We start from the raw sequence: 25,479 nt of genomic DNA on the forward strand, positions 1-25,479 counted from the left end.
GAACCGGCCCTACTAGCGCGCGTGCAGCGCAGCGAGCAGGGCCACGACGGCGCAGGCCAGGATCACGGTGGTGAGCTTCCAGAACAGCAGCGGATTGCGCTCGAGCAGGGGCGTCGTCCGTGTGCTGAGATAGGCCGGATTGGGGTTCCGGAGCTCATAGGCGAATTCGGACAGGTCCTCGTGGCGCTTGTTCGGATCGGGATGCAGCGCCTTTCGAAGCGCACCGTCGATCCAGACGGGGACGGCCCGGTCATCGTGGCCGGCCGGACGATATCGGAGTTTCCATGCGTCCGATCGCCCCCTGATGCGGGCGACCTGAGCGCCATAGGGCAGGCTGCCAGTCAGCATCTGGTAGCAGATGGTCGCCAGCGAGAACATGTCCGAGCGCGGCGAGCCGCCCTCGCCGAGAAAATATTCAGGCGCCGTGTACTGCACCGTGCCGAGGATTTCGGCATCAGCCGGATTTGCCGCCGCCTCGACGATTCCGGCGACCTTGACTGCTCCGAAGTCGATGATCTTCGCGGTGCCGGTCTTGTCGATCAGGACGTTGTCGGGTCTCAGATCCTGGTGCAGCATCTCCATGCGGTGGAAGGCGCGCAGGCCCGCAGCGATCTGGTCCACGATGTCGCGGACGGTCTCAAGATCGGGACGCGGATTGTCCAGCATCCATTGCCTCAGCGTCTGCCCCTCGATGAATTCGGTTGCGACATAGAGATAGTTGCGCCGCTTGGACCGCGAGCGCGGCTTCAGGACGTGGGGGCTGTCGATCCTGCGCGCGATCCACTCCTCCATCAGGAAACGCTTCAGATAGCCCGGATCGTCGCGAAGAGCGATCGAGGGGATCTTCAATGCGACCATCTCTTCGGTCTCGGTGTCGACCGCAAGATAGATGTGGCTCCGGCTGCTCGCGTGCACCTCCCGGATGATTCTGTAGCCGTCGAACAACGCTCTCGGCTCCGGGAGTGGGGGGAGTGGCAGTTCGTGTGTGCCGCCGAAAAAGTCGGATGTCGCGGTCTGCGGCAACTCGTCGATGCGCAGGATCTGGACTGTGATGTTGTCGTCGCTGCCGCGCCGGTAAGCCTCCTCGGCGATGGCTTGGGCTGCTGCATCGAGATCGGCGGAGTGCGCGGCGAGCGTACCGGTGATGAAGCGATGGTCGACGAACTCGTAGGCGCCATCGGTTGCCAGCAGGAAGATGTCGCCTTGCGCGACTTGCAGCGCCTGGTAGTCGATCTCGATCTGCGGATTGATCCCGAGCGCGCGGCCAAGATAAGTCTGCTCCGGCGACACGATGATCCGGTGATCCTCGGTGAGCTGTTCGAGGGCCTTGCCGGCGACGCGGTAAATCCGGCAATCGCCGACGTGGAAGATGTGGGCCATGGTCGATTTGACGACCATGGCCGTGAAGGTGCAGACGTAACCCTTGTCGCGATCATAAGCGTATCGGCTGCGCCGCGTTTCCGCGTGCAGCCAAGAGTTCGTCGCTTCCAGAACGCGACGCGCCGACGTTTTCACCGTCCAGGATTCGGAAGTGCAGTAATAGTCGGTCAGGAAGCTTTTGACCGCCGACTCGCTCGCGACCTGACTCACGGCGCTGCTGGAGATGCCGTCGGCGAGGACGACGGCGATGCCCTTCAGGCTCAGCAGCGGCTCGGCCGGGACGAGCGCGCCGTGAAAGTCCTGGTTGACCGGCTTGCGTCCCTTGTCGGAGTGCTGCCCGATCGAAATTCGCAAGCCTCGGCCCATCCTCGCCACCAATGCAAAGGGAGCTTCACCCTAGCAGGCAAAGCTCCCCCTCAGACAAGGCTCCCTCGTCGATGCCCAATCAGGCCGCAGCGCGGGTCGACGCGTTGGCTGCCGGCTGGCGCTTCGGCTTCGTCAGCACGTGCGTCGTGTAGAGCGTCAGTCCGGTGAAGGCGAGGCCGCCGACCAGGTTGCCCAGCACGGTCGGGATCTCGTTCCAGATGAAATAGTCCATGATCGAGAATTTGGCGTGGAGCATCAGCCCCGACGGGAACAGGAACATGTTCACGACCGAATGCTCGAACACCATGTAGAAGAACACCAGGATCGGCATCCACATCGCGATCACCTTGCCCGGGACCGTGGTGGAGATCATTGCGCCGACGACGCCGGTCGAGACCATCCAGTTGCAGAGCATGCCGCGAATGAACAGCGTCGCCATGCCGGCCGCACCGTGCGCCGCGTAACCCAGCGTACGGCCCTCACCGATGTTTCCGATGGCTGCGCCGACCTTGTCGGGATCCTGGGTGAAACCGAACGTCGTGACGAAGGCCATCATGAAGGCCACCGTGAGCGCCCCGCCGAAATTGCCGATGAACACGAGACCCCAATTGCGCAACACGCCGCCGAGCGTGACGCCGGGCCGCTTGTCGATCAGCGCGAGCGGGGCGAGCACGAAGACGCCGGTCAACAGGTCGAAGCCCAGCAGATAGAGCATCGAGAATCCGACCGGGAACAGCAGGGCGCCGACGATCGGCTGGCCGGTGTTGACGTTGATGGTGACGGCGAACCAGGCGGCGAGCGCCAGGATGGCGCCGGCCATATAGGCGCGGATGACTGTATCCCGGGTGGACATGAAGATCTTGGATTCGCCTGCATCCACCATCTTGGTGACGAATTCCGAAGGCGCGAGATACGACATTACAGCTCCCTTGCTCCTGTGATCGAGCCGGCCTGTGCCGGATCGACGGTTCTGGCAAACCAGTGAGCTTTCGCGTCCCGTAGAACGGTGTGCGTACCGGTGAAGGACCATGCGCAAAGGGACAGCGTCACGATGACCGCGCGTTAGCGGACCAGCGAACAGGCTTCCCAGTGGCCTTCGGTGGCTCGACGCTCCGGCTCACTGTCAGTCATCGTTGACTAGGCAGAATGGAAGCAATCGATGTGCCAGACGATCTGGCCTGACGGGCTGCCTTTCGAAGGAGATTTGCCCGCTCTGGACGTGAGATAGCCTCCAGGCGCAAGTCGCATCCGGCATCTGTCGCGATCGGCTGCCGCGAAAACGGGCTCATGCCCAACGCTTGTGCGACGCACAATCAACGGGCGAATCCGCATTCAAGAAATGAGCGGTCCGCAAGTTTTTGATGCAATTATAGGCGTGATTATATTTTCATCATATCGTTCAAGCCATTTAAATCGCTGGTGTTTTTACTACAGACCGATTTGGCACGGAGCTTGAATTAGAGCTTTCGACGCCATCGACGCCGTCAACGAGCATCATTCAAATCGTGACACCGCCGAAAACGGGGGCTTCCCCGAGCGTGCATCTTTGCGCCTCCGCGTCCGTCGGTGTCCCGCTTCCTAGCGAAAGGGACTTTTTCCAATGAAGGAAGGCAATCCGACGTGGATTTCTGACTGGCGCCCCGAAGATGAGGCGTTCTGGAATGCGGGCGGCAAGGCCGTCGCCCGGCGTAACCTGATCTGGTCGATCGTGGCCGAGCATATCGGCTTTTCCGTCTGGCTGATCTGGAGCATCGTTGCGACCAAGCTGCCGCAGGCGGGGTTCCACTATTCGACCGACGAACTGTTCCAACTCGTGGCCGTCCCCGGCCTGATCGGCGCTCTGATGCGCTTCCCCTATACGTTCGCGGTGACGACCTTCGGCGGTCGCAACTGGACCATCTTCAGCGCGGCGATCCTGTTCATCCCGACACTGTCGCTCGCCTATTTCGTGAGCCAGCCCGACACACCGTTCTGGCTGATGCTGCTGATCGCGTCGACCGCGGGCCTCGGCGGCGGCAATTTCGCCTCCAGCATGACCAACATCTCGTTCTTCTTCCCCGACCGGATGAAGGGCTCGGCGCTGGGTCTCAATGCCGCCGGCGGCAATATCGGCGTCTCCAGCGTGCAACTCCTGACCCCGATCCTGATGACGCTCGGTGTCATCAATCTGTTCCAGGCAACGCCGGTCGGCGGCGTGTACTTGCAGAATGCCGGCTTGATGTGGGTGCTGCCGATCGCGATCGCGGTGTTCGGGGCGGTGTTCTTCATGAACAACCTCACCTCGGCCAAGTCGTCGATCAAGAACCAGCTTGCGATCGTCAAGCGCAAGCACACCTGGATCATGGCGTTCATCTATATCGGAACATTCGGCTCCTTCATCGGCTACTCGGCGGCGTTCCCGCTGCTGATCAAGACGCAGTTTCCGACGGTGACGATCTCGATTGCCTTCCTCGGTCCTCTGCTCGGTTCGCTCTCGCGTCCGTTCGGCGGCTGGCTCGCCGACAAGGTCGGCGGCTCCATCATCACGTTCTGGAATTTCCTCGCGATGGCGGCGGCGACGATCGGTGTGCTCTACTTCGTCGGGCAGAAGGATTTCACGGGCTTCCTGGCGATGTTCCTGATCCTGTTCCTGACGACGGGCATCGGCAACGGCTCCACCTACCGCATGATCCCTTCGATCTTCCGCGAGCAGAATCTGTTCAGGGTGCGCGGCAAGGGCGACGCGGCGCGTGCGGATGCGTTGAAGACGGCGAGCGTCGAGAGTGGCGCAGCAGTCGGGTTCATCGGCGCGGTCGGTGCCGTCGGCGGTTATCTGATCCCGAGCAGCTTCGGCAAGTCGATCGCTGCGACCGGTGGTCCGTCGCTCGCGCTCGCCATCTTCCTCGCGTTCTACGCCGTCTGCCTCGGTTTGACCTGGTGGTTCTACCTGCGTCGCAGCCCGCAGGCTGAAGGCGCGCCAAGCCTCGCCGAAGCGCGAGTCTGACATCTGGCATGAAACACGCCTCTCCCCGTACGCGGGGAGAGGTCGCTCTGATGACGTTTGACCCATGAACTTTTTCCGCAACGGCGCGGACAAAGGCAGACCGAAACAGACAGGAGAACATCATGACGCCCCAGCAGATCGCCCTCGTGCAGCAAAGCTTTTCCAAGGTCGCGCCGATTTCAGAAGCAGCCGCCGTGCTGTTCTACGATCGCTTGTTCGATGTGGCGCCGTCCGTCCGTGCGATGTTTCCCGAGGACATGACCGAGCAGCGCAAGAAGCTGATGGGCATGCTCGCCGCTGTCGTCTCTGGCCTGTCGAACCTCGAGACGATTCTTCCCGCGGCCTCCGCGCTCGCCAAGCGTCACGTCGCCTACGGCGCCAAGGCCGAGCACTATCCCGTGGTCGGCGCAACCCTGCTGTGGACCCTGGAGAAGGGGCTCGGCGAGGCCTGGACGCCCGAACTCGCCACCGCCTGGACCGACGCCTATGGCGTGCTGTCCGGCTACATGATTTCCGAAGCCTACGGCCCGCAGGCGCAGGCCGCCGAATAGGAGATGCCTTGTGAGTGAACCGCTCGTCATCGTCGGAAACGGTATGGCAGCAGCTCGTCTGGTCGACGAGCTCGCCAAGACCGCGCTCGGCCGCTATGCGGTCGCTGTGATCGGCGAAGAGCCGCGGCTCGCTTACAATCGCGTCTTGCTCTCCTCGGTGCTGGCCGGCGAGACCGGCTCGCACGAGATCGAGCTCCGTCCGGCAGACTGGTGGCGCCATCGCGGCGTCACCGTGCGCTACGGCTATCGTGTCACCGAGATCGACACCGGCCGCCGCGAGCTGAAGATCGCCGGCGAAGAGAGCATGGAATATTCAAAGCTCGTGCTCGCCACCGGATCGACGCCGCTGCGGCTCAACGTGCCGGGCGCCGATCTCGCCGGCGTGCACACGTTTCGCGACACCCGCGATGTCGACCTTCTGTTGACGCTGGCGGCCGCGAAAAAGCGCGTCGTCGTGGTCGGCGGCGGCCTGCTCGGGCTTGAGGCAGCCTACGGCCTTGCCAAGGCAGGCGCGCCCGTGACGCTGCTGCATCTGATGGACCGGCTGATGGAGCGCCAGCTCGATGGGCCGGCCGCCGATCTGCTCAAGACGCTGGTCGAGCGCAAGGGCATCCGCATCCTGCTCAATGCCTCGACCGCACGCATCCATGGCGAGCGCCACGTCGAAGCCGTCGAGCTTGCCGACGGCAGCCGCATCGAGGCCGATGCCGTGATCTTCGCCGCCGGGATCAGGCCGAACATCGCGCTGGCCAAGGAGGCCGGCATCGCCGTCAATCGCGGTATCGTCGTCAATGACGAGATGCAGACCGCATCGCCCGACATCTACGCGCTCGGCGAATGCGCCGAGCATCGCGGCACCTGTTACGGCCTGGTCGAGCCGGCCTACGAGCAGGCCCGTGTGCTGGCGCGGCATCTCGGTGGCCGCCCGGCCGCCTATCAGGGCAGCGTGGTCTCGACCAATCTGAAAGTCTCCGGCGTCAGCGTTTTCTCCGCCGGCGACTTCATGGGCGGCGAGGGCAGCGAGAGCCTCGTGCTGACCGACCGCCGGCGCGGTACCTACAAGAAGCTCGTGATCGCTGACGGATGCCTCACCGGTGCCGTGCTGATCGGCGATACCGCCGATGCGCTTTGGTATCTCGAGCTGATCCGCACCCGCGAGAAGATCGCCGGAATCCGTGCTGACATGATGTTCGGCCGCGCGCTCGCGCTTCCTTCCAAAGCGGCGTGATGGAGGCAGCTTGATATGACGGCGATCGACCCGAATCTCCGCGCCACCAAGACGACGTGCCCTTATTGCGGCGTCGGCTGCGGCGTGCTCGCAACGCCCGATGGCGCGGGTGGCGCGGCGATTGCGGGTGATCCCGATCATCCCGCCAATTTCGGCCGGCTCTGCTCGAAGGGTTCTGCGCTCGGCGAGACGGTCGGGCTTGAAAGTCGTTTGCTCTATCCGATGATCCGCTGCAAGGGCGTGCTGGAGCGCGTTGCCTGGAGCGATGCGCTCGATCACGTCGCTCATCGCATGCAGCACATCGTCGCGCGCGACGGCGCCGATGCGGTCGCGTTCTATCTCTCGGGTCAGTTGTTGACTGAGGACTATTACGTCGCCAACAAGCTGATGAAGGGCTTTGTCGGCACGGCGAACGTCGATACCAATTCGCGGCTCTGCATGTCGTCCTCGGTCGCCGGCCACCGCCGTGCCTTCGGCGCCGACACCGTGCCGGGCTGCTACGAGGATCTCGACCAGGCCGATCTGCTCGTCTTCGTCGGCTCGAATGCGGCCTGGTGCCATCCGGTGCTGTTCCAGCGCATGCTGAAAAATCGCCAGGAGCGCGGCGCGCGGATGATCGTGATCGATCCACGCCGCACGGACACCGCGAGCGATGTCGATCTGTTCCTCGGCCTCAAGCCCGGCACCGATACCGCGCTGTTCTCGGGCCTGTTCGTCCATCTCGCCGACAGCGGCGCACTGGATCAGGCGTACATCGCTCAGAACACGTCGGGCTTTGATGATGCGCTGGCGCGCGCGCGCAACATCGCCGGCAGCGTCACCGCGACTGCACTGGCGACCGGTCTCTCCGAGCAGGACGTCGCCGACTTCTTCAAGATGTTCCGTGATACCGAGCGGGTCGTTACGCTCTATTCGCAGGGCGTGAACCAGTCGGCGCAGGGCACCGACAAGGTCAACGCGATCTTGAACTGCCATCTCGCGACGGGCCGTATCGGCAAGCTCGGTGCCTCGCCGTTCTCGCTCACCGGCCAGCCCAACGCGATGGGCGGCCGCGAGGTCGGCGGCCTCGCCAACCAGCTCGCCGCGCACATGAACTTCACGCCGCCCGACATCGACCGCGTCAGGCGGTTCTGGAAGGCGCCGCGCATCGCCACCCATGAGGGGCTGAAGGCGGTGCAGCTGTTCGAGGCGATCAACCGTGGCGAGGTCAAGGCGCTCTGGGTGATGGGAACCAACCCCGCCGTGTCGCTGCCCGATGCCGACTTCGTGCGCGAGGCGCTAAAGAAGCTCGAGCTGTTCGTCGTGTCCGAAAACGTGCTCTCCAACGATACGGTCGATGCGGGCCCGCATGTGCTGCTGCCGGCGCTGGCCTGGGGCGAGAAGTCGGGCACGGTGACCAATTCCGAACGCCGCATCTCGCGCCAGCGTTCGTTCCTCCCCGCACCCGGCGAGGCGCGCCCCGATTGGTGGATCCTCAGCGAAACCGCCAAACGCCTCGGTTTCGGCGACAGCTTCAACTACAAATCCGCAGCCGAGATCTTTCGCGAGCATGCCGCGCTGTCCGCGTTCGAGAACGACGGCAGCCGCGATTTCGACATCGGCGCGCTGACGTCGCTGTCGGACGAGGATTTCGACGCCCTGAAGCCCGTGCAATGGCCGGCGCGCGAGGGCGAGGCGTCGGGCGAGCGTTTCTTCGCGCGAGGCGGCTTCTTCACCAATGACGGCAAGGGCCGCTTCGTCGCACCGGAAGTGCCGGCGCTCCGCAGCGAGACCGGACCGTCGCGTCCGCTGCGGCTCAACACCGGACGCATCCGCGACCAGTGGCACACTATGACGCGCACGGGGTTGAGCAAGCGGCTGGGCGCGCATCTGCCCGAGCCGTTCGTCGAGATTCATCCCGACGACGCCAACAAATACGGCATCGTCCATGACGGCTATGCCCGTATCACCACCGATTACGGCCAGTGCATTCTGAAGGCCGTCGTCAGCGAGCGGCAGCAGCGCGGTGCGCTGTTCGCGCCGATCCACTGGAGCGCCACGAATGCCTCGCACGGCCGCGTCGGTGCGCTGGTCGCGCCGTTCACGGACCCGTTCTCCGGGCAGCCGGAATCGAAGGCGACGCCGGCCGCGATCGCCCCCTATGAGTACGTTTTCCGTGGCTTTGCACTCTCGCGGAAGCAGCTCGATCTGCCCTCAAGCTTGCTGTGGACCCGCGTCAGCGTCGCCGGTGGCTTCGGCTATCTCTTCGCCGACAATGCGGACCTCGCGCGCTGGCCGGCCTGGCTCGACGGGCTCGCCGGCGAGGACGTCGCCGACTACCGCGATTTCGGCGGCGGCGTTTATCGCGCGGCCTCGTTCGCGGGCGATCGCATCGAGACCTGTCTGTTCGTCGGCCCCGCGCACGATGCGGGCGATTGGGAGGTGGTGAAGAGCGTGTTCGCCGCCGATCGCGTCACCGATGATCAGCGCCGCATGCTGCTGTCAGGCAAGTCCAGCGAAGGCGCTGCTGCAACCGGTCCGATCGTCTGCGCCTGCTTCGGCGTCGGTCGTGGCACCATCTGCGACACCATCGCGGCAGGCGCGCGTACCGCCGCCGAGATCGGCGCCAAGCTCAAGGCCGGCACCAATTGCGGTTCCTGCATCCCCGAGCTGAAGCGGCTCATTGCGACGACCGAGGTGGCGCCGGCGAAGCAAGCCAAGCTCGCGGGCGCGGCCGGGTAGGGCTCCACTTCTCAAGACAGATAAGACGGTCTCGTGCCCCGGACGCTGCGCAGCACGAAGTGATGCGCAGCAGAGCCGGGGCCCATCTAACAGCTGAGTGTTTGGCCTTTCTGGGTCCCGGCTCTGCGCAGCAGCGTTTCACGCTGCGGCGCGTCCGGGACAAGAGAGTGGTGTGGACGCGACCACGCACCTCCCCAATCGACGCGCCCGCGATTGTGGCCTATGTTGCCGCGCGCTCCCCTCAACAATCATAAAAACCATGATGTACCTGGAAACGCCGCCGCGCCTGATCGAAACCACAATCTTTTCCACGATGCCCGACAATTTCCGCCGCAAGGGCGTGCGGACGGATTGGGCCGACGCCAACCGGCCGGGCGTGCCGACGGACAGTTTTATCGAAGGGCCCTCGTTCGACAAGGACGGCAATCTCTACATCGTCGACATCCCGTTTGGTCGCATCTTCCGCATTGCGCCGGATGGGATGTGGTCGCTCGTGATCGCGTATGAGGGCTGGCCGAACGGGCTGAAGATCGCCGCTGACGGTCGCATCCTGGTGGCCGACTACATGCACGGCATCATGGAGCTCGACGCCGGCGCGGGGCGCATCAAGCCCATCCTGACCGCGCGCAATTCGGAATCGTTCCGCGGCTGCAACGATCTGCATCTCGCCTCCAACGGCGACATCTATTTCACCGACCAGGGTCAGACCGGCCTGCATGACCCGAGCGGTCGCGTCTACAGGCTGGTGCCGGGCGGCCGGCTCGATTGCCTGATCGACACCGGCATCAGCCCGAATGGACTGGTGCTTGATCCGACCGAGACCGTGCTGTTCGTCGCGATGACGCGCGACAATGCGGTGTGGCGGCTGCCGTTCATGAAGGATGGCAGCGTGTCGAAGGTTGGCCGCTTCTGCTCGCTGTTCGGCACGTCGGGCCCCGATGGCATGACCATGGATGCGAGCGGCCGCCTGTTCGTCGGTCACGCCTCGCTCGGCCATGTCTTCGTGTTCGCGCCGAATGGTGAGTTGATCGCGCGGATCAAGTCGTGCGCCGGGCCGAATTGCACCAATGTCGCCATCGGTGGCGCGAGCAAGGATCGGCTCTATATCACGGAGTCAGCGACCGGCAGCGTGCTGGTCGCTGACATCGGTGGCCTCTAAGCATCTGAGGGAACAGCCATGAACACAAAACCCTTCGGCAAGACCGGCGCCAACGTCTCCGTGATCGGGCAAGGCACGTGGTATCTCGACCATGGCGATCGCAAACGCGCGGTCGGGGCGCTGCAGCGCGGGCTCGATCTCGGCATGACACATATCGACACCGCCGAGATGTATGGCGATGCCGAGCTGGTCATTGCCGATGCGATCGCCGGCCGCCGCGACGAGGTGTTCCTCGTGTCGAAGGTGCTGCCGAGCAATGCCTCGCGCCGTGGCACCATCACCGCCTGCGAGCGCTCGCTGAAGCGGTTGAAGACGGATCGTCTCGATTGCTATCTGCTGCACTGGCGCGGCTCGTATGACCTCGAGGACACCGTCGCCGCGTTCGAGGAATTGGTGACGTCCGGCAAGATCAAATCCTGGGGTGTCTCTAACTTTGATGCCGACGATCTCGACGAAATCCTCGATGTCTCCGGCGAAGGCAGGATCGCCTGCAATCAGGTGCTCTATCATTTGAAGGAACGTGCGATCGAGCACGCGGTCATCCCCTGGTGCGAGAAGCACGGCGTTGCCGTTGTCGCTTATTCACCGTTCGGTCACGATGATTTTCCCGATGAGCGCAGCAAGGGCGGCGCGGTGCTCGCGCGCATTGCCGAGGCGCGTCGTGCAACGCCGCGTCAGGTCGCGCTGAGCTTCCTCACCCGTGCGACTACGGTGTTCGCGATCCCGAAGGCGTCGTCCGCGGAACATGCCGGCGAAAATGCGGCCGCCGGTAATCTTGTGCTGACGAAAGAGGAGATTTCAGCACTGGATGCGGCGTTTCCGCGCGGTCCAAAGCCGCGTGGGCTGCCCATGCTGTAGTGCACAAAGGCCTATTATTAATGGAGTATTGACGCGCGCGGACGTGAGCGCATATCGGCATCCTGTTTTCGGAAGTTGTGAAAGCGGCTGATTTGTCGTTTTTTAGGGCTGCACTCGATTCGAATTTTTTCCCCGAGTTTCAGCCGTGACACCGCCGCCCGCCGCAGCCGCAAGGCTCGATAGTATTCCTATGTCCTTGCCCGAGAAGAAGCAGGAGGCTCGCCGCGCGCCTGCGCGCGTCGATCATCCCTTCAAGGGCATCGCGCTGGTGCTGCTGTCGACGATCTTCCTCGGCTGTTCCGACGTCACCGCGAAATATCTCTCGACCAGCCTGCCGTCGATCGAGATCACCTGGATCCGCTTCCTCACCTTTGCGCTGATGTTCACGCCGGTGATGCTGCCGGGCTCGCCGCTGCATGCGATGCGCACCGAACGTCTCGGATTGCAGCTGATGCGCGGCGTCGCGCTGCTCGGCTCCTCGCTGTTCTTCATCACCGGTTTGCGCTTCCTCCCCATCGCGGAAGCCTCTGCGACCGGCTTCGTCTCGCCGCTGTTCGTCACCGCGCTGTCGATCATCTTCCTCAGCGAGAAAGTCGGCATGCGCCGCTGGATCGCGACCGGGATCGGCCTCGTGGGCGTGATGATCATCCTGCGGCCGGGCTCGAACGCGTTCCACGTCGCCGCATTCTTCCCGATCGTCTCGGCGTTCTGCTGGGCCGCCGCGCTGATCCTGACGCGCCTGATGAGCGGCCGCGAAGCGGTGCTCACCACGATGGCGTACTCGGCTCTCACCGGCGTTGCGATCCTCACCGTAATGGTGCCGTTCGTCTGGGTCACGCCGAGCTGGACCGCAATCGGTCTCGGCATCGTGATCGGTGTCGCCTCCACCGTCGGCCAGTGGATCATCGTGCTCGCCTATCGCTACGGCGATGCCTCGGTGCTGGCGCCGTTCTCCTACACGCAGCTGCTCTGGGTCAGCATTCTGGGCTTCTTCCTGTTCGGCGAGTTGCCGGACGTCTGGACCATCACTGGCGCGGCCTTCATCGTCGCCAGCGGCCTCTACATCGCCCATCGCGAGCGTATCCGCCGCGCCCAGTTGTTGGTGCAGGCCGCGCGTTCGCCGAACCCCTGACGCAAGTCCGCACGCCCTGAACCGTGCTATCAACGGCTCCAACAAGCATGGGAGGAGCCGGATGCGCGCTGCGATCTTCAGGAACGGTGAGATTGTCGTTGACCGGATAGCTGAGCCGAAGCCCGGTCCGGGCCAGGTGCTGGTCAAGACACTCGCCTGCGGCATCTGCGGCTCCGACCTGCATGCCCGCCAGCACGCGCCGCGGATGGTGGAGATGGCGAAGAAGACCGGACGACCGCCGATGGATCTGTCGCGCGACGTCGTCTTCGGCCACGAGTTCTGCTGCGAGATCCTGGACTACGGCCCCGGCACCGCGCGAAAACTCAAGCCGGGCACGCATGTGTGCTCGCTGCCCGCACTGCTGACGCCGGAGGGCATCAAGGGCATCGGCTATTCCAACGACTTCGTCGGCGGCTATGCGGAGCAGATGCTGCTCAGCGAGCCGCTGCTGCTGGAGGTGCCGAACGGCCTTGCGCCCGAGCATGCCGCGCTGACCGAGCCGCTCGCGGTCGGCGTTCACGCGGTCGAAAAGGCCAACATCCGCGGCGGCGAGGTGCCGCTCGTCATCGGCTGCGGCCCGGTCGGGCTCGCCGTGATCGCCGCGCTGAGGATCAAGGGCCTGCATCCGATCGTGGCTGCCGACTATTCGCCGGCGCGGCGCGCGCTCGCCGCAAAACTCGGCGCCGATATCGTCGTCGATCCCAAGGTGTCGCAGCCCTATGCGACCTGGGCCGAGCACGCGCAGATGTCGGAGGCGGAGAAGGCGGCGCGGCCGCCGCTCCAGGCCATGCTGCCGGCGCTGAAGCCTGCGGTGATCTTCGAATGCGTCGGCGTGCCCGGCGTGCTGCAGCAGGTGTTCGAAGGCGCGCCGCGCGATGCCAAGATCGTCGTGGTCGGTGTCTGCATGGAGAGCGACAAGAGCGAGCCCATGCTCGGCATCATGAAGGAGCTCAACGTCCAGTACGTGCTGGGCTACACGCCGGATGAGTTTTCGGCGTCGCTGCGCCTGATCGCGGAAGGGCAGGTGGACGCGGCTGCCATGGTGACGGCGGAGGTCGGCATCGGTGGCGTTGCAAAGGCGTTCGCCGATCTCGCCAATCCGGAGGCGCACACCAAGATCATCGTGCAGCCGTGGAAATAGGGAAGGGCTGAAGCACGGCGCCGTCGGGTTTTTGCGCGGCGTCGGCATGGCCGATCTGGGCGATCACGGCCCGGCGGTCGACGATCGCCTGATGGAATTGCGCCAGCACGAGGCCGAAGGCGGCGAGATCGCCGTCTTCGATGGCGCCGTCTTCGTGACAGATCAGCGTTTCGCGCAGGATGTCGTCGGCGGCGCTCTGCATGGCGGCGAGATCGTCGAGCGAGGTCGCCTCGCGTACGCTGGAGATCGCGGTGAGCAGGCGGTCGCGGTGCAGCGCGTTCTCGCTGCGCTCCTCGCGCCGCAGATAATGCCGCAGCCATGCTGCGACCGAGCCAAGGCCTGAGAGCAGCAGCACCACGCCCCAGATATAATCGCTGTACTTGTCCATGAAGCTGCGCTCGTTGCCGTCGATATAGGCGGCGGCTCCCGCATGCGCCGGCAGCGCGGCGTCCTTGTCGGTGTCGGGCTTCTGGATGTGGCTGGCGCCGGAGAGTTCCTTGACCAGCGACGGCTTGACCGCGAACAGGTCGCGGGTAAAGGCGCCGACCGTGTCGTCGGACAGCGTGCTCGGCGCCACGATCAGATGGTTGACGGCGATGGTCTCGATCTTGTCGTCCGGCCGCTGCGGTGAGGCGGCGAATGCGCCCGCCGGGATCTCCTCGGATTCGTAGAGCGGATGCCGCTCGGCGATGGCCTCGGAGACATCGACGGACAGGAATTTCGGCTCGCCGCGCAGGCGCGTGGTGGCGGCAATCGTCTCGGCGATGACCTTGTCGTCGAGCGCGCCGACCATCATGAAGGCATCGAGCGCGGTGTCCTGGGTCATCTCGGAGATGCGGTCGGTGCCGAACTGGGCGATCGTCACCTTCTGCGGGTTGACGCCGGATTCGCCGAGGATGACGCGCAGCAGATTGGGATTGGCATCACCGAGGCCGACGATGCCGATGCGGCGACCGCTGAGCGAGGCAATATCTGCGACCTTCGACTTGGGCACGCCCTTGCGCCCCGTCGGCGCCCACATCACCACGAAGTTCCGGCGCAGGATCGCGACCGAATTGGTATCGGGCGGCATGGTGAGATCGCCGCGTGCGACGGCGAGGTCGGCCTTGCCGGAGCCGAGCAGATTGAGGCTTTGCAGCGTGCCGTCGGTCTCGATCGGCGTCAGCCGCACCGCGCCGCTCTTCGCCTCGATCGCCTTGGCGATGGCCAGCACAAGCGTCTGGTCATCGCTGCCGGCCGGGCCGACCGCGATGCGCAGCGTCGCCGGCTGCCAGAGCCAATAGGCAAGCGCGAGCGCGACCGTCAGAAGCGACAGCAGGCTCGCCACCGCGAGCCACGGGCCGAGGCGATTGCGGCGGCGGGAGGGAACGCCCCTCGTTACGCTCAGATCGCTCGGCACGGGCATCTCGCTTTCCTCATCCGGAAGCTCGCCCGCCAACGCGGCGGGTGCCGTCAGTATTTCGAGGGAACGTACATCTCCGACGGGATCGGGCCGCGGTGATAGTCGGGATTGCGGACGCGCGCCGGCAGCACCACGGGAACGTGCGCCACATCCTGGTACGGAATCTGGCTCAGGAGATGCGAGATGCAATTGAGGCGGGCGCGCTTCTTGTCCACGGCATCGACGATCCACCATGGCGAATCCGGCAGATGCGTGTGCTCCAGCATCGTCTCCTTTGCCTTGGTGTAGGCTTCCCAGCGGCTGCGGGCTTCGACATCCATCGGACTCAGCTTCCACTGCTTGAGCGGATCCTTGATACGCATGGTGAAGCGGAACTGCTGCTCGTCGTCGGTGATGGAGAACCAGTATTTGACGAGGATGATGCCGGAGCGGATCAGCATCCGCTCGAACTCGGGAACCGTCTTGAAGAACTCCTGATACTGCTCGTCGGTGCAGAAGCCCATCACGCGCTCGACGCCGGCGCGATTGTACCAACTGCGGTCGAACAGCACCATCTCGCCGCCTGCGGGCAGGTGCGAGACATAGCGCTGGAAATACCATTGCGTGCGCTCGCGCTCGCTCGGCGCCGGAAGCGCCGCGACGCGGCAGATGCGGGGATTGAGGCGCTGGGTGATGCGCTTGATGACGCCTCCCTTGCCGGCGGAGTCGCGCCCCTCGAACAGAACCACCACCTTCTTCTTCTCGCTCTGCACCCAATCCTGGAGCTTGACCAGCTCGCCCTGGAGGCGGAGCAGCTCCCGGAAATAAAGCCGGCGATCGACCGTCGGACCGACGGCGTCGGTCTCGTCCAGGAGCTCGTCGAGACGGGCGTCATCCAGCTCCATCTCCAGCTCCTCGTCGAGATCGTCGGTCATTTCCCGGATGATGCGCTCGCGTTTGGCCATCTCAGGGGTGCGGTCGGATGCAGTCATGGGTCTCTCTCTCGGGCCGGAATGCCTGTCACCCGGGACCATCGACGGGGTTTATTGCGTCCATGTGACACCAGCGGCCGGCCGGGCCGGCCGGCCGGAAAATGGCCGGATCGGGGCCGTCAGACCGGCAACGCGATCGAATATTTGACCTGGCTGAGCGCAAAGCTCGACTCGATCGAGGCAATACCGTCGAGCCGGGTCAGCTTGGTCTTGAGGAACGTCTCGTAGGAGGCGAGGTCGGCCGCGACCACGCGCAGCAGATAGTCGCGGTTGCCGGTCATCAGATAGCACTCCAGCACCTCGTCCCATTTCGAGATGGCGCGGGCGAAACGATTCAGGTCCTCCTCCTTCTGCCGCGCCAGCTTGATCGAGATGAACACGCTGACATGCAGCCCCAGCGCCTTCTGGTCCACCGTTGCGATGTAGCGCGAGATGACGCCGCGCTCCTCCAGCAGCTTGACCCGGCGATGGCAGGGGGAGACCGACAATCCGACCTTGTCGGCGAGCTGCTGCATGGTCAGCCGGCTGTCGGTCTGCAGCAAGGCGAGGATCTTGCGGTCGATGGCGTCGAGCTCAGGCATTGGGATGAAACCTCTATTTTAGGGCCAGTCATTGGTACGGTATCCCAATATTGGCGGGTATGGCGCGAAAGATTGAGAAATCTGGTGCTGCCCGCAGGCGTATGATCCGCCTTATTTCCCGGAGCATCGCCATGCCCGCTGATTCCGCGCGTCTCGATACCCTGACTGCACTGGCCCGCAAGGCGTTGTGGCTGTCGTCATGGACCATCCACCACGCCAATCACGTCCGATCGAACACGGATGGACTGAAGGTCGGCGGTCACCAGGCCTCGTCGGCCTCGCTCGCCACCATCATGTCGGCGCTTTATTTCCATGTGCTGCGCCCCGAGGATCGCGTCGCTGTGAAGCCGCATGCGAGCCCGGTGTTCCACGCCATCCAGTATCTGTTCGGCCGGCAGACCCGCGAGAAGCTGGAGAATTTCCGCGGCTTCAAGGGCGCCCAGTCCTATCCGTCGCGTACCAAGGACGTCGACGACGTCGATTTCTCGACCGGCTCGGTCGGTCTCGGCGTCGCGCAGACGCTGTTCGCCTCGCTAGTGCAGGATTACGTCAAGGCGCATGGCTGGATGAAGGATCGCCGCGAGGGGCGGATGATCGCGCTGGTCGGCGATGCCGAGATGGACGAGGGCAACATCTTCGAAGCCCTGGCCGAAGGCTGGAAGCACGGCCTGCGCAACACCTGGTGGGTGGTCGACTACAACCGCCAGTCGCTCGACGCCGTCGTGCGCGAAGGTCTCTGGGAAAAGTTCGAGACCATGTTCCGCAATTTCGGCTGGGACGTGGTCATCGTGAAATACGGCCGCCTGATGCGCGAGGCCTTCGCCGAACCCGGCGGCGAGGCGCTGAAGAGCTGGATCGACAATTGCCCGAACGCGCTCTATGCGGCGCTTTGCTTCCAGGGTGGCGCGGCGTTCCGCAAGCATTTGCACGACGAGATCGGCGACCAGGGGCCGATCACGAAGCTGATCGACAAGCGCAGCGACGAGGAGTTGCTGGCGCTGATGTCGAATCTCGGCGGCCATGACATGGCGAGCATGGTCGAGGCGTTCGAATCGATCGACCACGACCGCCCAGTCTGCTTCATCGCGTACACCATCAAGGGTGTCGGCCTGCCGTTCCAGGGCCACAAGGACAATCATGCCGGCCTGATGACGGTCGCGCAGATGGAGAAATATCGCGAGAGCCAGAACATCCGTCCCGGCCACGAATGGGACAAGTACGAAGGCCTGATGCAGGACGCAGCCGAGCTCGACGCGTTCCTCGCGCGCGTGCCGTTCAACAAGGACGGTCGCCGGCTGACCGCGCCGGTCGTCGAGGTGCCGCAACAGCTCGCCTTCAAGCCGTCGCCGCAGATGTCCACGCAACAGGGCTTTGGCCTGGTGCTGAACGAGATCGCGCGCGGCGACAGCGAGCTCGCAAAACGCATCGTCACGACCTCGCCCGACGTCACCGTCTCGACCAATCTCGGCCCATGGGTGAACCGGCGCGGCCTGTTCGCGCGCGGCGAGAAGGCGGATTTATTCCGCAGCGAGAAAATTCCATCCACTTTCAACTGGGACTTCTCGCCCAAGGGCCAGCATCTCGAGCTTGGCATTGCCGAGATGAACCTGTTCATCATGCTCTCGGCGCTCGGCCTGTCGCACCAGATCAACGGTGCGCGGCTGCTGCCGGTCGGCACGCTCTACGATCCCTTCATCGAGCGCGGCCTCGATGCGCTCAACTACGCCTGCTACCAGGATGCGCGCTTCATGGTGGCGGCGACGCCATCAGGTATCACGCTCGCCCCGGAGGGCGGCGCCCACCAGTCGATTGCGACACCGCTGATCGGCATGGCGCAGGACGGGCTCGCCTCGTTCGAGCCGGCCTTCGTCGACGAGCTCGCCGTGATCATGGGCTGGGGCTTCGAGCACATGCAGCGCGATCCGGGCGAGGGCGGCTCGGTCTATCTCCGCCTCTCGACGCGCAGCATCGAGCAGGCGCAGCGCATCATGACGCCCGAACTGCAGCAGGGCATCACGGACGGCGCCTATTGGCTGCGCAAGCCGGGCCCGAATGCCGAGCTCGTGATCGCCTACACCGGCGCAGTCGCACCGGAGGCGATCGAGGCGACCGGGTTCATCGGCGAAAGTCGCCGCGACATCGGCCTGCTTGCAATCACCTCGGCGGATCGCCTCCACACGGGCTGGACCGCCGCGCGAAAATTGCGGCGTGACCGGCGCGGCGTGCAGCATCTCAGCCATATCGAGAAACTGCTGGCGCCGCTGCCGCGCGACTGCGGCATCGTGACCGTGATCGACGGCCATCCGTCTGCGCTCGGCTGGCTCGGCAGTGTCCGCGGCCATCGCGTCGAAGCGCTGGGTGTCGAGCAGTTCGGCCAGACCGGCACCATTGCGGACCTCTATCGGCACTATGGCATCGACGCGAATGCGATCATCGATGCGGCGGAAAGCCTCACCGCCGGCGCGCCGATCGTCCACCGCAAGATGGCGGTTTAATCGGGGTAACCACCTTGTCGCCCCGGCGAAGGCGGGGGCCCATACGCCGCGGCAGTCGTTGTAAGCCGCAGGTGGTCGACGCCAGAGCAAGCCAACTAAGCTTTGTGGTTATGGGTCCCGGCCTTCGCCGGGACGACAATACGTGTGAGGCGAGAGCCTTGCCACGTTCCCGCCATCGGCTCATATAACCTCCGTCTGCCGCAACGCTGGCCCCGCATATGGCGGGTTCAATTGCCGGCGCTTTCGTGCAAGGATGCCTGCCGAAACGCCCCCCAAGCCCCCAAGAAGAGGTTAACGATGGTCAATCGCATGCAATTCTACATCGACGGCGCCTGGGTCGATCCCGCCGTCAAGAAGTCCACCCCGGTCGTCAATCCGGCGACGGAAGAGGCGATGTACGAGATTGCGCTCGGCTCCAAGGCCGACGTGGACAAGGCGGTTGCCGCCGCCAAGCGCGCTTTTGCAACTTTCTCCCAGACCAGCCGTGAAGAGCGCGTCGCGCTGCTCACGAAAGTCATCGAGGTCTACAAGGGCCGTCTCAAGGAGATCGGGGCTTCCGTCTCCGACGAAATGGGCGCGCCGCTGCCGATGGCCGAAAAGCTCCAGGCCGGCGCCGGTCTCGGCCATCTCATGACCACGCTCGACGTGCTCAAGAACTATCATTTCGAGGAGCCGATCGGCACCGCCATGGTGCTGCGCGAGCCCGTTGGCGTGGTCGGCATGATCACCCCCTGGAACTGGCCGCTCAACCAGATCGCCTGCAAGGTCGCGCCCGCGCTTGCCGCCGGCTGCACCATGATCCTGAAGCCGTCGGAATTCACGCCGACCTCGGCTTTGATCTTTGCGGAAATCCTCCATGAAGCCGGCGTGCCGAAGGGCGTCTTCAACCTCGTCAACGGCCTCGGCCCCGAGGTCGGTGCCGCCATGAGCGAGCACCCCGACATCGACATGATCTCCTTCACCGGCTCGACCCGCGCCGGCATCGACGTTGCGAAGCGCGCGGCGCCGACCGTGAAGCGCGTCAGCCAGGAGCTCGGCGGCAAGTCGCCGAACGTCATCCTCGAAGGCGCCGATCTCACGAAGGCGGTGACCGGCGGCGTGATGCACATGTTCAACAACTCCGGCCAGTCCTGCAATGCGCCCTCGCGCATGATCGTGCCTTTGTCGAAGATGAAGGAAGTCGCCGCGATCGCGAAGGCCGTCGCCGACAAGACCAAGGCGGGCGATCCGCGCGCCGAAGGCACCACCATCGGCCCGGTCGTCAACCGCGGCCAGTGGGACAAGATCCAGGCGCTGATCAAGAAGGGTATCGACGAGGGCGCAACGCTCGTCGCCGGTGGCCCGGGCCTGCCCGAAGGCGTCAACAAGGGCTTCTATGTCCGCCCGACCATCTTCGCCGACGTCACCCCCGAGATGACGATTGCGCGCGAAGAAATCTTCGGACCGGTGCTGACCATCCTCGGCGCCAAGGACGAAGCCGAAGCCGTGCACATCGCCAACGACACGCCGTACGGTCTCGCTGGTTACGTCTCCGGCGCTTCGGTCGAGGACGCCAAGCGTGTCGGCCGTCAGATCCGCGCCGGCAACGTCAACCTGCAGGGCGTGCCCAACGATCGCACCGCGCCGTTCGGCGGCTACAAGCAGTCGGGCAACGGCCGCGAGTGGGGCAAGTACGGCCTCGAGGACTTCCTCGAAGTGAAGGCGGTTGCCGGCTTCAACGCCGCGTAAGCGTCAGCGATTGAACAGAATGACGCCGGAGCGGGAAACCGCTCCGGCGTTTTTTTGCTCAGGTGTGTCGACAACGCGACGTGCCCACGATCTCGCGCGACGAACAGGCAGTGGTGGGCACGCTTCGCTTTGCCCACCCTACGAGACCGTCATCGCGGCGCGTCTATCCCCCCACCGCGCCCTGCGTATTCACATACAGCGCGTAGATCGACTGGCTCGCCGCCATGAACAGGCGGTTGCGCTTGACGCCGCCGAAGCAGAGATTGGCGCAACGCTCGGGCAGCGCGATGCGGCCGATCATGACGCCGTCGGGTGCGAACACCACGACGCCGTCGAGCTCCGGATCGCCCATGCCCCAGCCGCACCAGAGATTGCCGTCGATGTCGCAGCGCATGCCGTCGGGCGTGCCGGGACCGGCATCGATGTGGACGCGCTTGTTGGAGATCGTGGTGCCATCCGCCGAGACGTCATAGGCGAGGATCTTGCGGTTCGGCACACCGCGCGATTCCACCACGTAGAGAATCTTCTCGTCCGGCGAGAAGCACAGCCCGTTCGGACCCAACACGCCCTCGGCGACGACGCTCGCCTTGCGGGTCACGGGATCGAGCCGGTAGACGTTCGGTTCGATCTCGGGCTCCGCCTTGTAGCCCTCGTAATTGCCGAGCAGGCCGAAGGTCGGATCGGTGAACCAGATCGAGCCGTCCGATTTGACGACGATATCGTTCGGCGAGTTCAATCGCTTGCCGTTGAATTGATCCATCAGCACCGTGATCTCGCCGTCATATTCGGTGCGGGTCACGCGGCGTCCGCCATGCTCGCAGGTGACGAGCCGGCCCTGCCGGTCGCGCGTGTTGCCGTTGGCGAAATTGGAGGGTTTTCGGAAAATCGAAACAGCGCCGGTCTCTTCTTCCCATTTGATGATGCGCTGGTTCGGAATATCGCTACAGAGCAGATAGCGCCCGTCGCCGAACCAGACCGGCCCTTCCGCCCAGCGCAGGCCGGTCGCCAGTCGCTCCACGGCCGAGAGTTTCAACCAGTATTTTTCGAAACGGGGGTCGAGGACGTGAATGGCCGGATCGGGGTAATAGGTCGCCGGTCGCCAGCCTGGCCGTTCCTGGGTGTGGGACGATGCCTCATTCATGTCGGTTCTCTCGTTTCGTTCCCTCTGGACATTCCTGCTATCATTAGAGACACGTGACCGCAAATTGGTTGCCAAAGACGAGGAAAGACATGCCGCGCATCTTGATGACGGGAGCTTCGGGCGGAATCGGAACGCGCCTGCGAAAACTGTTGCCGCCGATCTATCCGGACCTCCTGCTCAGCGACATCAAGCCGCCTGCCGATCTCGCGCCGAACGAGCAGTTCAAGGCGGCCGACCTGTCCGACCTTGCCCAGTGCGAGGCGATCTGCGAGGGCGTCGACGGCATCCTGCATTTCGGCGGCTATTCGGTCGAAGGCCCCTGGAACGACATCCTGCAGGCCAACATCATCGGCGGCTACAATCTGTTCGAGGCGGCGTATCGCAAGGGCGTCAAGCGCGTGGTGTTCGCGTCCTCGAACCATGCCGTCGGCTTCTATCCGCGCCACCACAAGATCGGCACCGACGTCACCCCGCGCCCGGACGGCCGCTACGGCGTCAGCAAAGTATTCGGCGAAGCGCTCGGCGCGCTCTATGCCGACAAGCACGGCCTGAAGGTGACGTGCCTGCGCATCGGCAATTTCGGTGATGTGCCGCTGGACCTTCGCCGGATCTCGATCTGGCTGAAGCCGGAAGATCTGGTGCAGCTCTGCCAGATCGGGCTCGAGCATCCCGGCATCCATTTCGAGGTGTTCTATGGCGCCTCGCTGAACGAGCGCGCCTGGTGGGATAACCACCGCGCCTACGAATTCGGCTATCGCCCCACCGGCCGCTCCGAGGATCACGTGGCGCATGCCATGGCCGAGCAGGCCAAGCTGAAGCCCGATCCGGTCGGCGACCACTACCAGGGCGGCGCGTTCTGCAGCAACGAGTTCGACGGCGACGAGAGCCGGATCATCGACTGGAATAAGCGGTAGGACGCAGTGTTCTCTCTCGTCCCGTTTTCGGGGCGAGAGAGCCCTTGGCAGCAAGCGCCTGCAGCCTAGTCCAATCCCTCATCGGGAATGTTCAAAATGGTCCCGCAGGCCTTGCAATGCACTGCGTCCACGTCGTGGCGCTGCAGGCCGCAGACCGGGCAGGGGAAGCGCACCTTCGAGGGCGCGAGCAGCGCCTTGGCAAGATTCAGGAACAGGGTCACGCCGAAGATCATGATGACGACGGTGATCAGGCGTCCGACGGTGCCGGGCAGGGTGATGTCGCCGAAGCCGGTCGTGGTCAGTGCGGTGACCGTGAAGTAGAGCGCGTCGGCATAATTGCCGATCTGCGGGTTGTGCGACTTCTGGGTCTCGTAGACCACGCCCGTCATGATGAAGACGAACACGCCGAGATTGGCGACGGCAAAGATGACCTCTTCGTTGCGTCGGAAGAAGGCGCTGTCGATCCGCAGGCGCGCCACCATCTGGTTGTCGCCCAGAAGCCGCAACGTTCGAAATGCGCGCAGGAAGCCGCCGGCCTCGCCCGCGAGCGGTGCAAGGAACGAGATGATGACCACGACGTCGGTCCAGGTCGATAGCCGCGCGAGGTCGTGCAGCGGGTGGCGACTGATGATCATCCGTGCGGAGAAGTCCGCCAGGATCAGGACACCGAACACGACATCGAGGGACTCGACGATCCCGCCGCGCGGCAGGAACGAGGTCGCGATGATGAACAAGACCGTCACGATGTCGAGCACGAGCAGCGCATAGCGGAATCGGATGCAGCCGAAGGTGTCGCCTTCGTAAAGCTGTCGAAGCCAGCCCTTCAGGATCTCGAACGGGACGCTGATCGCGTCGAGCGGCCCATGTCCCTTGGTGCTGTCGTGATCAAGTGCCATGGCCAGCGATCGGCGCGCGGATATTCCGGCGGCCTATCCCTCCGAAGGATCGAGCATTTCGCCGATCTTGTGAACGGCAACATTGATCGACATGCCCAAATAGTCGCCGGCATCGCCGAACCACGAACCGGCCAGCGGCACGGCCTGGCCCGGGTGCCGCGCGATGGCGACCGGGATGAGATCAAAGCCCGCGTTCAGGCTGTTGGTCGGATCGTAATCGAGCCAGCCTGCGCCGGGCAGGAACACCTGCACCCATGCGTGGGTGGCGCCAGAGCCGGTCATGCCGACAGCGCCGCCGTCGAGTGCCGCATCGTAGAGATAGCCACTGACGAAGCGGGAGGCGAAGCCGAGCCGCCGGAGCGTCTCGACCATCAGCCAGGCGAAGTCCCGGCAGGTGCCTGATTTCATACGCAGCGTGTCGCCCGGAGACTGGGTGCCCTCGGCGTCTCTGCCGTGATATTTGAACTCGCTGCGAAAGATGCCCAGCATGCGGCGCAGCACATCCGCGGTCCGGTCCTGATCGCCGGCGACGAAGCTCTTGGTCCACGCCGCGTGGCTGCCGTCCGCGTCGTCGGCATGCGGACGCAGATAACCGGCAAGGTCGGTCCATTCGTCCGGCGTATATTGCACGGGCACCTCCTCGGCCCGGGCTTCCAGCGGAAATGCCTCAAGGCCCTTGATGCCGAAATAGACGCCGCGGACCTTGAAGGTGAACGTCAGCTCGCTGGCAGGTTCGCTGAAATCCATCACCGTGACGGCGTTGGAGCGGGAGTCGCTGATCCACAGCACCTTCGACGGCACGCTGGTGTGAGCGGACCAGCGCAGCAGGCGGGTCGAAGCGCCGCGCCGCGGCAGGAACATGGCGCGATGCGTGCCGAACGTCACCGGCTTTGCGTAGCGGTAGGTCGTGGTGTGCGTGATCTCGCCGATGATCGCCATGCATCGATCCGCTATGCGCGTGCGGACTGGTCGAGCGCCGGTCCGCACGGGAGGGGCGGCCGCCAGCTTTCGGTTTGGCCACATCCGCCCGTTGATCTAGATCAACATTGCCCCCGGCATCGTCTGGCTCTTCAGGCAATCATGCATTCCTTCAGACGTTGATGCGCGAATTGGCCGAATGGAGCGGTGGACATGGGTATCCTTTGGACGATCATCATCGGATTCATCGTTGGACTGGTGGCGATATTCATCATGCCCGGCGGCAACGAGCCCAAGGGGTTCATCTTGACGACGGTCCTGGGAATCGTCGGCGCGTTCGTTGCGACCTGGCTCGGTCAGGCCGTGGGGTGGTATCATTTCGGAGAGGGCGCGGGCTTCATCGGAAGCGTGGTCGGCGCGATCATCCTTCTCTTCCTGTACGGGCTTGTCCTCGGTCGTCAGGGGCGCGCTTGAAGATCGCGCTGCTCGTCATTGCGACGATCGTGTCGGGACCGGCGCGGGCCGCCGCGCTCAGCGATGCCGAGGCGACGTTCCTCGACCAGCTCGTGACGGCATCCGCCGTGCTCGAACAGCGATGCGACGGTTACGAGGCCGATGGCGCGGGCGGCGTTCAGCTCGGCGCGCGGCTGCTCGGCAGCCCCAATGCCGCGATGGCGATGATCGACGCCTACTCGGCAGCGATCAAGGCGCATGACGGCGAGAGCTACGATCCCGGCAAGTTTCGCCCCGAGGTGTTCGAGGCGGCCAGCAGGACGATCAAGCGCGTCCTGGCGGATCTGGTGAGGGATCCGACAAACGCCTGCGTCAGCTATGGCGATGCCAGCGTGGATAGCGGCATGCTGCGGCGTTACTGAACGGGCCCCCGAAAATCCCGCAGCGATGAGCTCCGACTG

General features: G+C 64.4%; 21 protein-coding genes. 13 read left to right on the top strand and 8 right to left on the bottom strand.

All coding sequences use genetic code 11. The annotated features are described in order from the left end of the window. Nucleotides 1-12: 12 nt before the first annotated feature. Both NLM32_RS16015 and NLM32_RS16020 read right to left on the bottom strand, forming a co-directional pair. Entirely contained in the window at nucleotides 13-1,746 is a 1,734-nt protein-coding gene (locus NLM32_RS16015; protein ID WP_254129908.1) for a bifunctional protein-serine/threonine kinase/phosphatase, read from the bottom strand. Nucleotides 1,747-1,825: 79 nt separating this feature from the next. Further along, complete coding sequence (locus tag NLM32_RS16020; protein ID WP_254129909.1) at nucleotides 1,826-2,665, bottom strand: formate/nitrite transporter family protein; 840 nt, start codon at nucleotides 2,663-2,665, stop codon at nucleotides 1,826-1,828. Nucleotides 2,666-3,346: 681 nt separating this feature from the next. Here NLM32_RS16020 and NLM32_RS16025 point away from each other — a divergent pair. The 8 genes from NLM32_RS16025 (at nucleotide 3,347) to NLM32_RS16060 (ending at nucleotide 13,519) form a co-directional block, all read left to right on the top strand. Beyond that, nucleotides 3,347-4,729: an MFS transporter gene (locus NLM32_RS16025; RefSeq protein WP_254129910.1), complete on the top strand. Its 1,383-nt coding sequence runs from the start codon at nucleotides 3,347-3,349 to the stop codon at nucleotides 4,727-4,729. 122 nt (nucleotides 4,730-4,851) lie between these two features. Beyond that, nucleotides 4,852-5,280, top strand: a complete 429-nt coding sequence (locus NLM32_RS16030) for a globin family protein (RefSeq protein WP_254129911.1) — start codon at nucleotides 4,852-4,854, stop codon at nucleotides 5,278-5,280. A gap of 10 nt (nucleotides 5,281-5,290) precedes the next feature. Continuing rightward, a complete protein-coding gene (locus NLM32_RS16035; RefSeq protein ID WP_254129912.1) occupies nucleotides 5,291-6,508 on the top strand; it encodes an FAD-dependent oxidoreductase in 1,218 nt (405 codons plus the stop codon). A 15-nt stretch (nucleotides 6,509-6,523) separates the two neighbouring features. Beyond that, nucleotides 6,524-9,229: a nitrate reductase gene (locus NLM32_RS16040; protein WP_254129913.1), complete on the top strand. Its 2,706-nt coding sequence runs from the start codon at nucleotides 6,524-6,526 to the stop codon at nucleotides 9,227-9,229. 262 nt (nucleotides 9,230-9,491) lie between these two features. Further along, nucleotides 9,492-10,388, top strand: coding sequence for an SMP-30/gluconolactonase/LRE family protein (locus tag NLM32_RS16045; protein WP_254135319.1), 897 nt, complete (start codon nucleotides 9,492-9,494; stop codon nucleotides 10,386-10,388). 18 nt (nucleotides 10,389-10,406) lie between these two features. Continuing rightward, nucleotides 10,407-11,246 (top strand): aldo/keto reductase, encoded by an 840-nt coding sequence (locus NLM32_RS16050; RefSeq protein WP_254129914.1) that lies wholly within the window; start codon nucleotides 10,407-10,409, stop codon nucleotides 11,244-11,246. 190 nt (nucleotides 11,247-11,436) lie between these two features. After that, nucleotides 11,437-12,378 (top strand): DMT family transporter, encoded by a 942-nt coding sequence (locus NLM32_RS16055; RefSeq protein ID WP_254129915.1) that lies wholly within the window; start codon nucleotides 11,437-11,439, stop codon nucleotides 12,376-12,378. Nucleotides 12,379-12,439: 61 nt separating this feature from the next. Beyond that, nucleotides 12,440-13,519: a zinc-binding dehydrogenase gene (locus tag NLM32_RS16060; protein ID WP_254129916.1), complete on the top strand. Its 1,080-nt coding sequence runs from the start codon at nucleotides 12,440-12,442 to the stop codon at nucleotides 13,517-13,519. Here NLM32_RS16060 and NLM32_RS16065 read toward each other — a convergent pair. From NLM32_RS16065 to NLM32_RS16075, 3 genes are all read right to left on the bottom strand, one after another. Next, the gene (locus tag NLM32_RS16065) at nucleotides 13,497-14,924 is read right to left on the bottom strand and encodes a TAXI family TRAP transporter solute-binding subunit (RefSeq protein WP_254129917.1); all 1,428 of its coding nucleotides are present in this window, start codon (nucleotides 14,922-14,924) and stop codon (nucleotides 13,497-13,499) included. The two genes, NLM32_RS16060 and NLM32_RS16065, sit on opposite strands and share 23 nt — an antisense overlap. Before the next feature lie 47 nt (nucleotides 14,925-14,971). Next, entirely contained in the window at nucleotides 14,972-15,892 is a 921-nt protein-coding gene (gene ppk2 / locus NLM32_RS16070; protein WP_254129918.1) for a polyphosphate kinase 2, read from the bottom strand. Nucleotides 15,893-16,011: 119 nt separating this feature from the next. Continuing rightward, the gene (locus NLM32_RS16075) at nucleotides 16,012-16,473 is read right to left on the bottom strand and encodes an Lrp/AsnC family transcriptional regulator (protein WP_254129919.1); all 462 of its coding nucleotides are present in this window, start codon (nucleotides 16,471-16,473) and stop codon (nucleotides 16,012-16,014) included. 131 nt (nucleotides 16,474-16,604) lie between these two features. On the opposite strand from NLM32_RS16075, the gene NLM32_RS16080 reads away from it, so the two are divergent. Beyond that, on the top strand, nucleotides 16,605-18,968 hold the full coding sequence (locus tag NLM32_RS16080) for a transketolase (RefSeq protein ID WP_254129920.1): 2,364 nt from the start codon (nucleotides 16,605-16,607) through the stop codon (nucleotides 18,966-18,968). 297 nt (nucleotides 18,969-19,265) lie between these two features. Continuing rightward, complete coding sequence (locus tag NLM32_RS16085; protein ID WP_254129921.1) at nucleotides 19,266-20,696, top strand: aldehyde dehydrogenase family protein; 1,431 nt, start codon at nucleotides 19,266-19,268, stop codon at nucleotides 20,694-20,696. A gap of 163 nt (nucleotides 20,697-20,859) precedes the next feature. Here the strand turns inward: NLM32_RS16085 and NLM32_RS16090 are convergent, their stop codons facing one another. After that, complete coding sequence (locus NLM32_RS16090; protein ID WP_254129922.1) at nucleotides 20,860-21,837, bottom strand: SMP-30/gluconolactonase/LRE family protein; 978 nt, start codon at nucleotides 21,835-21,837, stop codon at nucleotides 20,860-20,862. A gap of 89 nt (nucleotides 21,838-21,926) precedes the next feature. Here NLM32_RS16090 and NLM32_RS16095 point away from each other — a divergent pair, with 89 nt between their 5' ends. Continuing rightward, nucleotides 21,927-22,751, top strand: coding sequence for an NAD(P)-dependent oxidoreductase (locus NLM32_RS16095; protein ID WP_254129923.1), 825 nt, complete (start codon nucleotides 21,927-21,929; stop codon nucleotides 22,749-22,751). Nucleotides 22,752-22,816: 65 nt separating this feature from the next. Here the strand turns inward: NLM32_RS16095 and NLM32_RS16100 are convergent, their stop codons facing one another. Both NLM32_RS16100 and NLM32_RS16105 read right to left on the bottom strand, forming a co-directional pair. Beyond that, complete coding sequence (locus tag NLM32_RS16100; protein WP_254129924.1) at nucleotides 22,817-23,647, bottom strand: potassium channel family protein; 831 nt, start codon at nucleotides 23,645-23,647, stop codon at nucleotides 22,817-22,819. Nucleotides 23,648-23,680: 33 nt separating this feature from the next. Continuing rightward, the gene (locus tag NLM32_RS16105; protein WP_254129925.1) at nucleotides 23,681-24,586 is read right to left on the bottom strand and encodes a transglutaminase family protein; all 906 of its coding nucleotides are present in this window, start codon (nucleotides 24,584-24,586) and stop codon (nucleotides 23,681-23,683) included. A gap of 192 nt (nucleotides 24,587-24,778) precedes the next feature. On the opposite strand from NLM32_RS16105, the gene NLM32_RS16110 reads away from it, so the two are divergent. Together NLM32_RS16110 and NLM32_RS16115 are read left to right on the top strand one after the other, a co-directional pair. Then, nucleotides 24,779-25,039 (top strand): GlsB/YeaQ/YmgE family stress response membrane protein, encoded by a 261-nt coding sequence (locus NLM32_RS16110; protein WP_254135320.1) that lies wholly within the window; start codon nucleotides 24,779-24,781, stop codon nucleotides 25,037-25,039. Next, nucleotides 25,036-25,440, top strand: a complete 405-nt coding sequence (locus tag NLM32_RS16115) for a hypothetical protein (RefSeq protein ID WP_254129926.1) — start codon at nucleotides 25,036-25,038, stop codon at nucleotides 25,438-25,440. The genes NLM32_RS16110 and NLM32_RS16115 overlap by 4 nt, the downstream gene beginning before the upstream one ends. Nucleotides 25,441-25,479 lie beyond the last annotated feature (39 nt).

This window comes from Bradyrhizobium sp. CCGUVB14 (assembly GCF_024199935.1).
Taxonomy (GTDB): Bacteria; Pseudomonadota; Alphaproteobacteria; order Rhizobiales; family Xanthobacteraceae; genus Bradyrhizobium.

Bases quoted from the DNA above. Each gene is read 5' to 3' on its own strand.
- NLM32_RS16015 (WP_254129908.1), bottom strand. From the start codon at position 1,746: ATGGGCCGAGGCTTGCGAATTTCGATCGGGCAGCACTCCGACAAGGGA.
- NLM32_RS16020 (WP_254129909.1), bottom strand. From the start codon at position 2,665: ATGTCGTATCTCGCGCCTTCGGAATTCGTCACCAAGATGGTGGATGCA.
- NLM32_RS16025 (WP_254129910.1), top strand. From the start codon at position 3,347: ATGAAGGAAGGCAATCCGACGTGGATTTCTGACTGGCGCCCCGAAGAT.
- NLM32_RS16030 (WP_254129911.1), top strand. From the start codon at position 4,852: ATGACGCCCCAGCAGATCGCCCTCGTGCAGCAAAGCTTTTCCAAGGTC.
- NLM32_RS16040 (WP_254129913.1), top strand. From the start codon at position 6,524: ATGACGGCGATCGACCCGAATCTCCGCGCCACCAAGACGACGTGCCCT.
- NLM32_RS16045 (WP_254135319.1), top strand. From the start codon at position 9,492: ATGTACCTGGAAACGCCGCCGCGCCTGATCGAAACCACAATCTTTTCC.
- NLM32_RS16050 (WP_254129914.1), top strand. From the start codon at position 10,407: ATGAACACAAAACCCTTCGGCAAGACCGGCGCCAACGTCTCCGTGATC.
- NLM32_RS16055 (WP_254129915.1), top strand. From the start codon at position 11,437: ATGTCCTTGCCCGAGAAGAAGCAGGAGGCTCGCCGCGCGCCTGCGCGC.
- NLM32_RS16060 (WP_254129916.1), top strand. From the start codon at position 12,440: ATGCGCGCTGCGATCTTCAGGAACGGTGAGATTGTCGTTGACCGGATA.
- NLM32_RS16065 (WP_254129917.1), bottom strand. From the start codon at position 14,924: ATGCCCGTGCCGAGCGATCTGAGCGTAACGAGGGGCGTTCCCTCCCGC.
- ppk2 (WP_254129918.1), bottom strand. From the start codon at position 15,892: ATGACTGCATCCGACCGCACCCCTGAGATGGCCAAACGCGAGCGCATC.
- NLM32_RS16075 (WP_254129919.1), bottom strand. From the start codon at position 16,473: ATGCCTGAGCTCGACGCCATCGACCGCAAGATCCTCGCCTTGCTGCAG.
- NLM32_RS16080 (WP_254129920.1), top strand. From the start codon at position 16,605: ATGCCCGCTGATTCCGCGCGTCTCGATACCCTGACTGCACTGGCCCGC.
- NLM32_RS16085 (WP_254129921.1), top strand. From the start codon at position 19,266: ATGGTCAATCGCATGCAATTCTACATCGACGGCGCCTGGGTCGATCCC.
- NLM32_RS16090 (WP_254129922.1), bottom strand. From the start codon at position 21,837: ATGAATGAGGCATCGTCCCACACCCAGGAACGGCCAGGCTGGCGACCG.
- NLM32_RS16095 (WP_254129923.1), top strand. From the start codon at position 21,927: ATGCCGCGCATCTTGATGACGGGAGCTTCGGGCGGAATCGGAACGCGC.
- NLM32_RS16100 (WP_254129924.1), bottom strand. From the start codon at position 23,647: ATGGCACTTGATCACGACAGCACCAAGGGACATGGGCCGCTCGACGCG.
- NLM32_RS16105 (WP_254129925.1), bottom strand. From the start codon at position 24,586: ATGGCGATCATCGGCGAGATCACGCACACCACGACCTACCGCTACGCA.
- NLM32_RS16110 (WP_254135320.1), top strand. From the start codon at position 24,779: ATGGGTATCCTTTGGACGATCATCATCGGATTCATCGTTGGACTGGTG.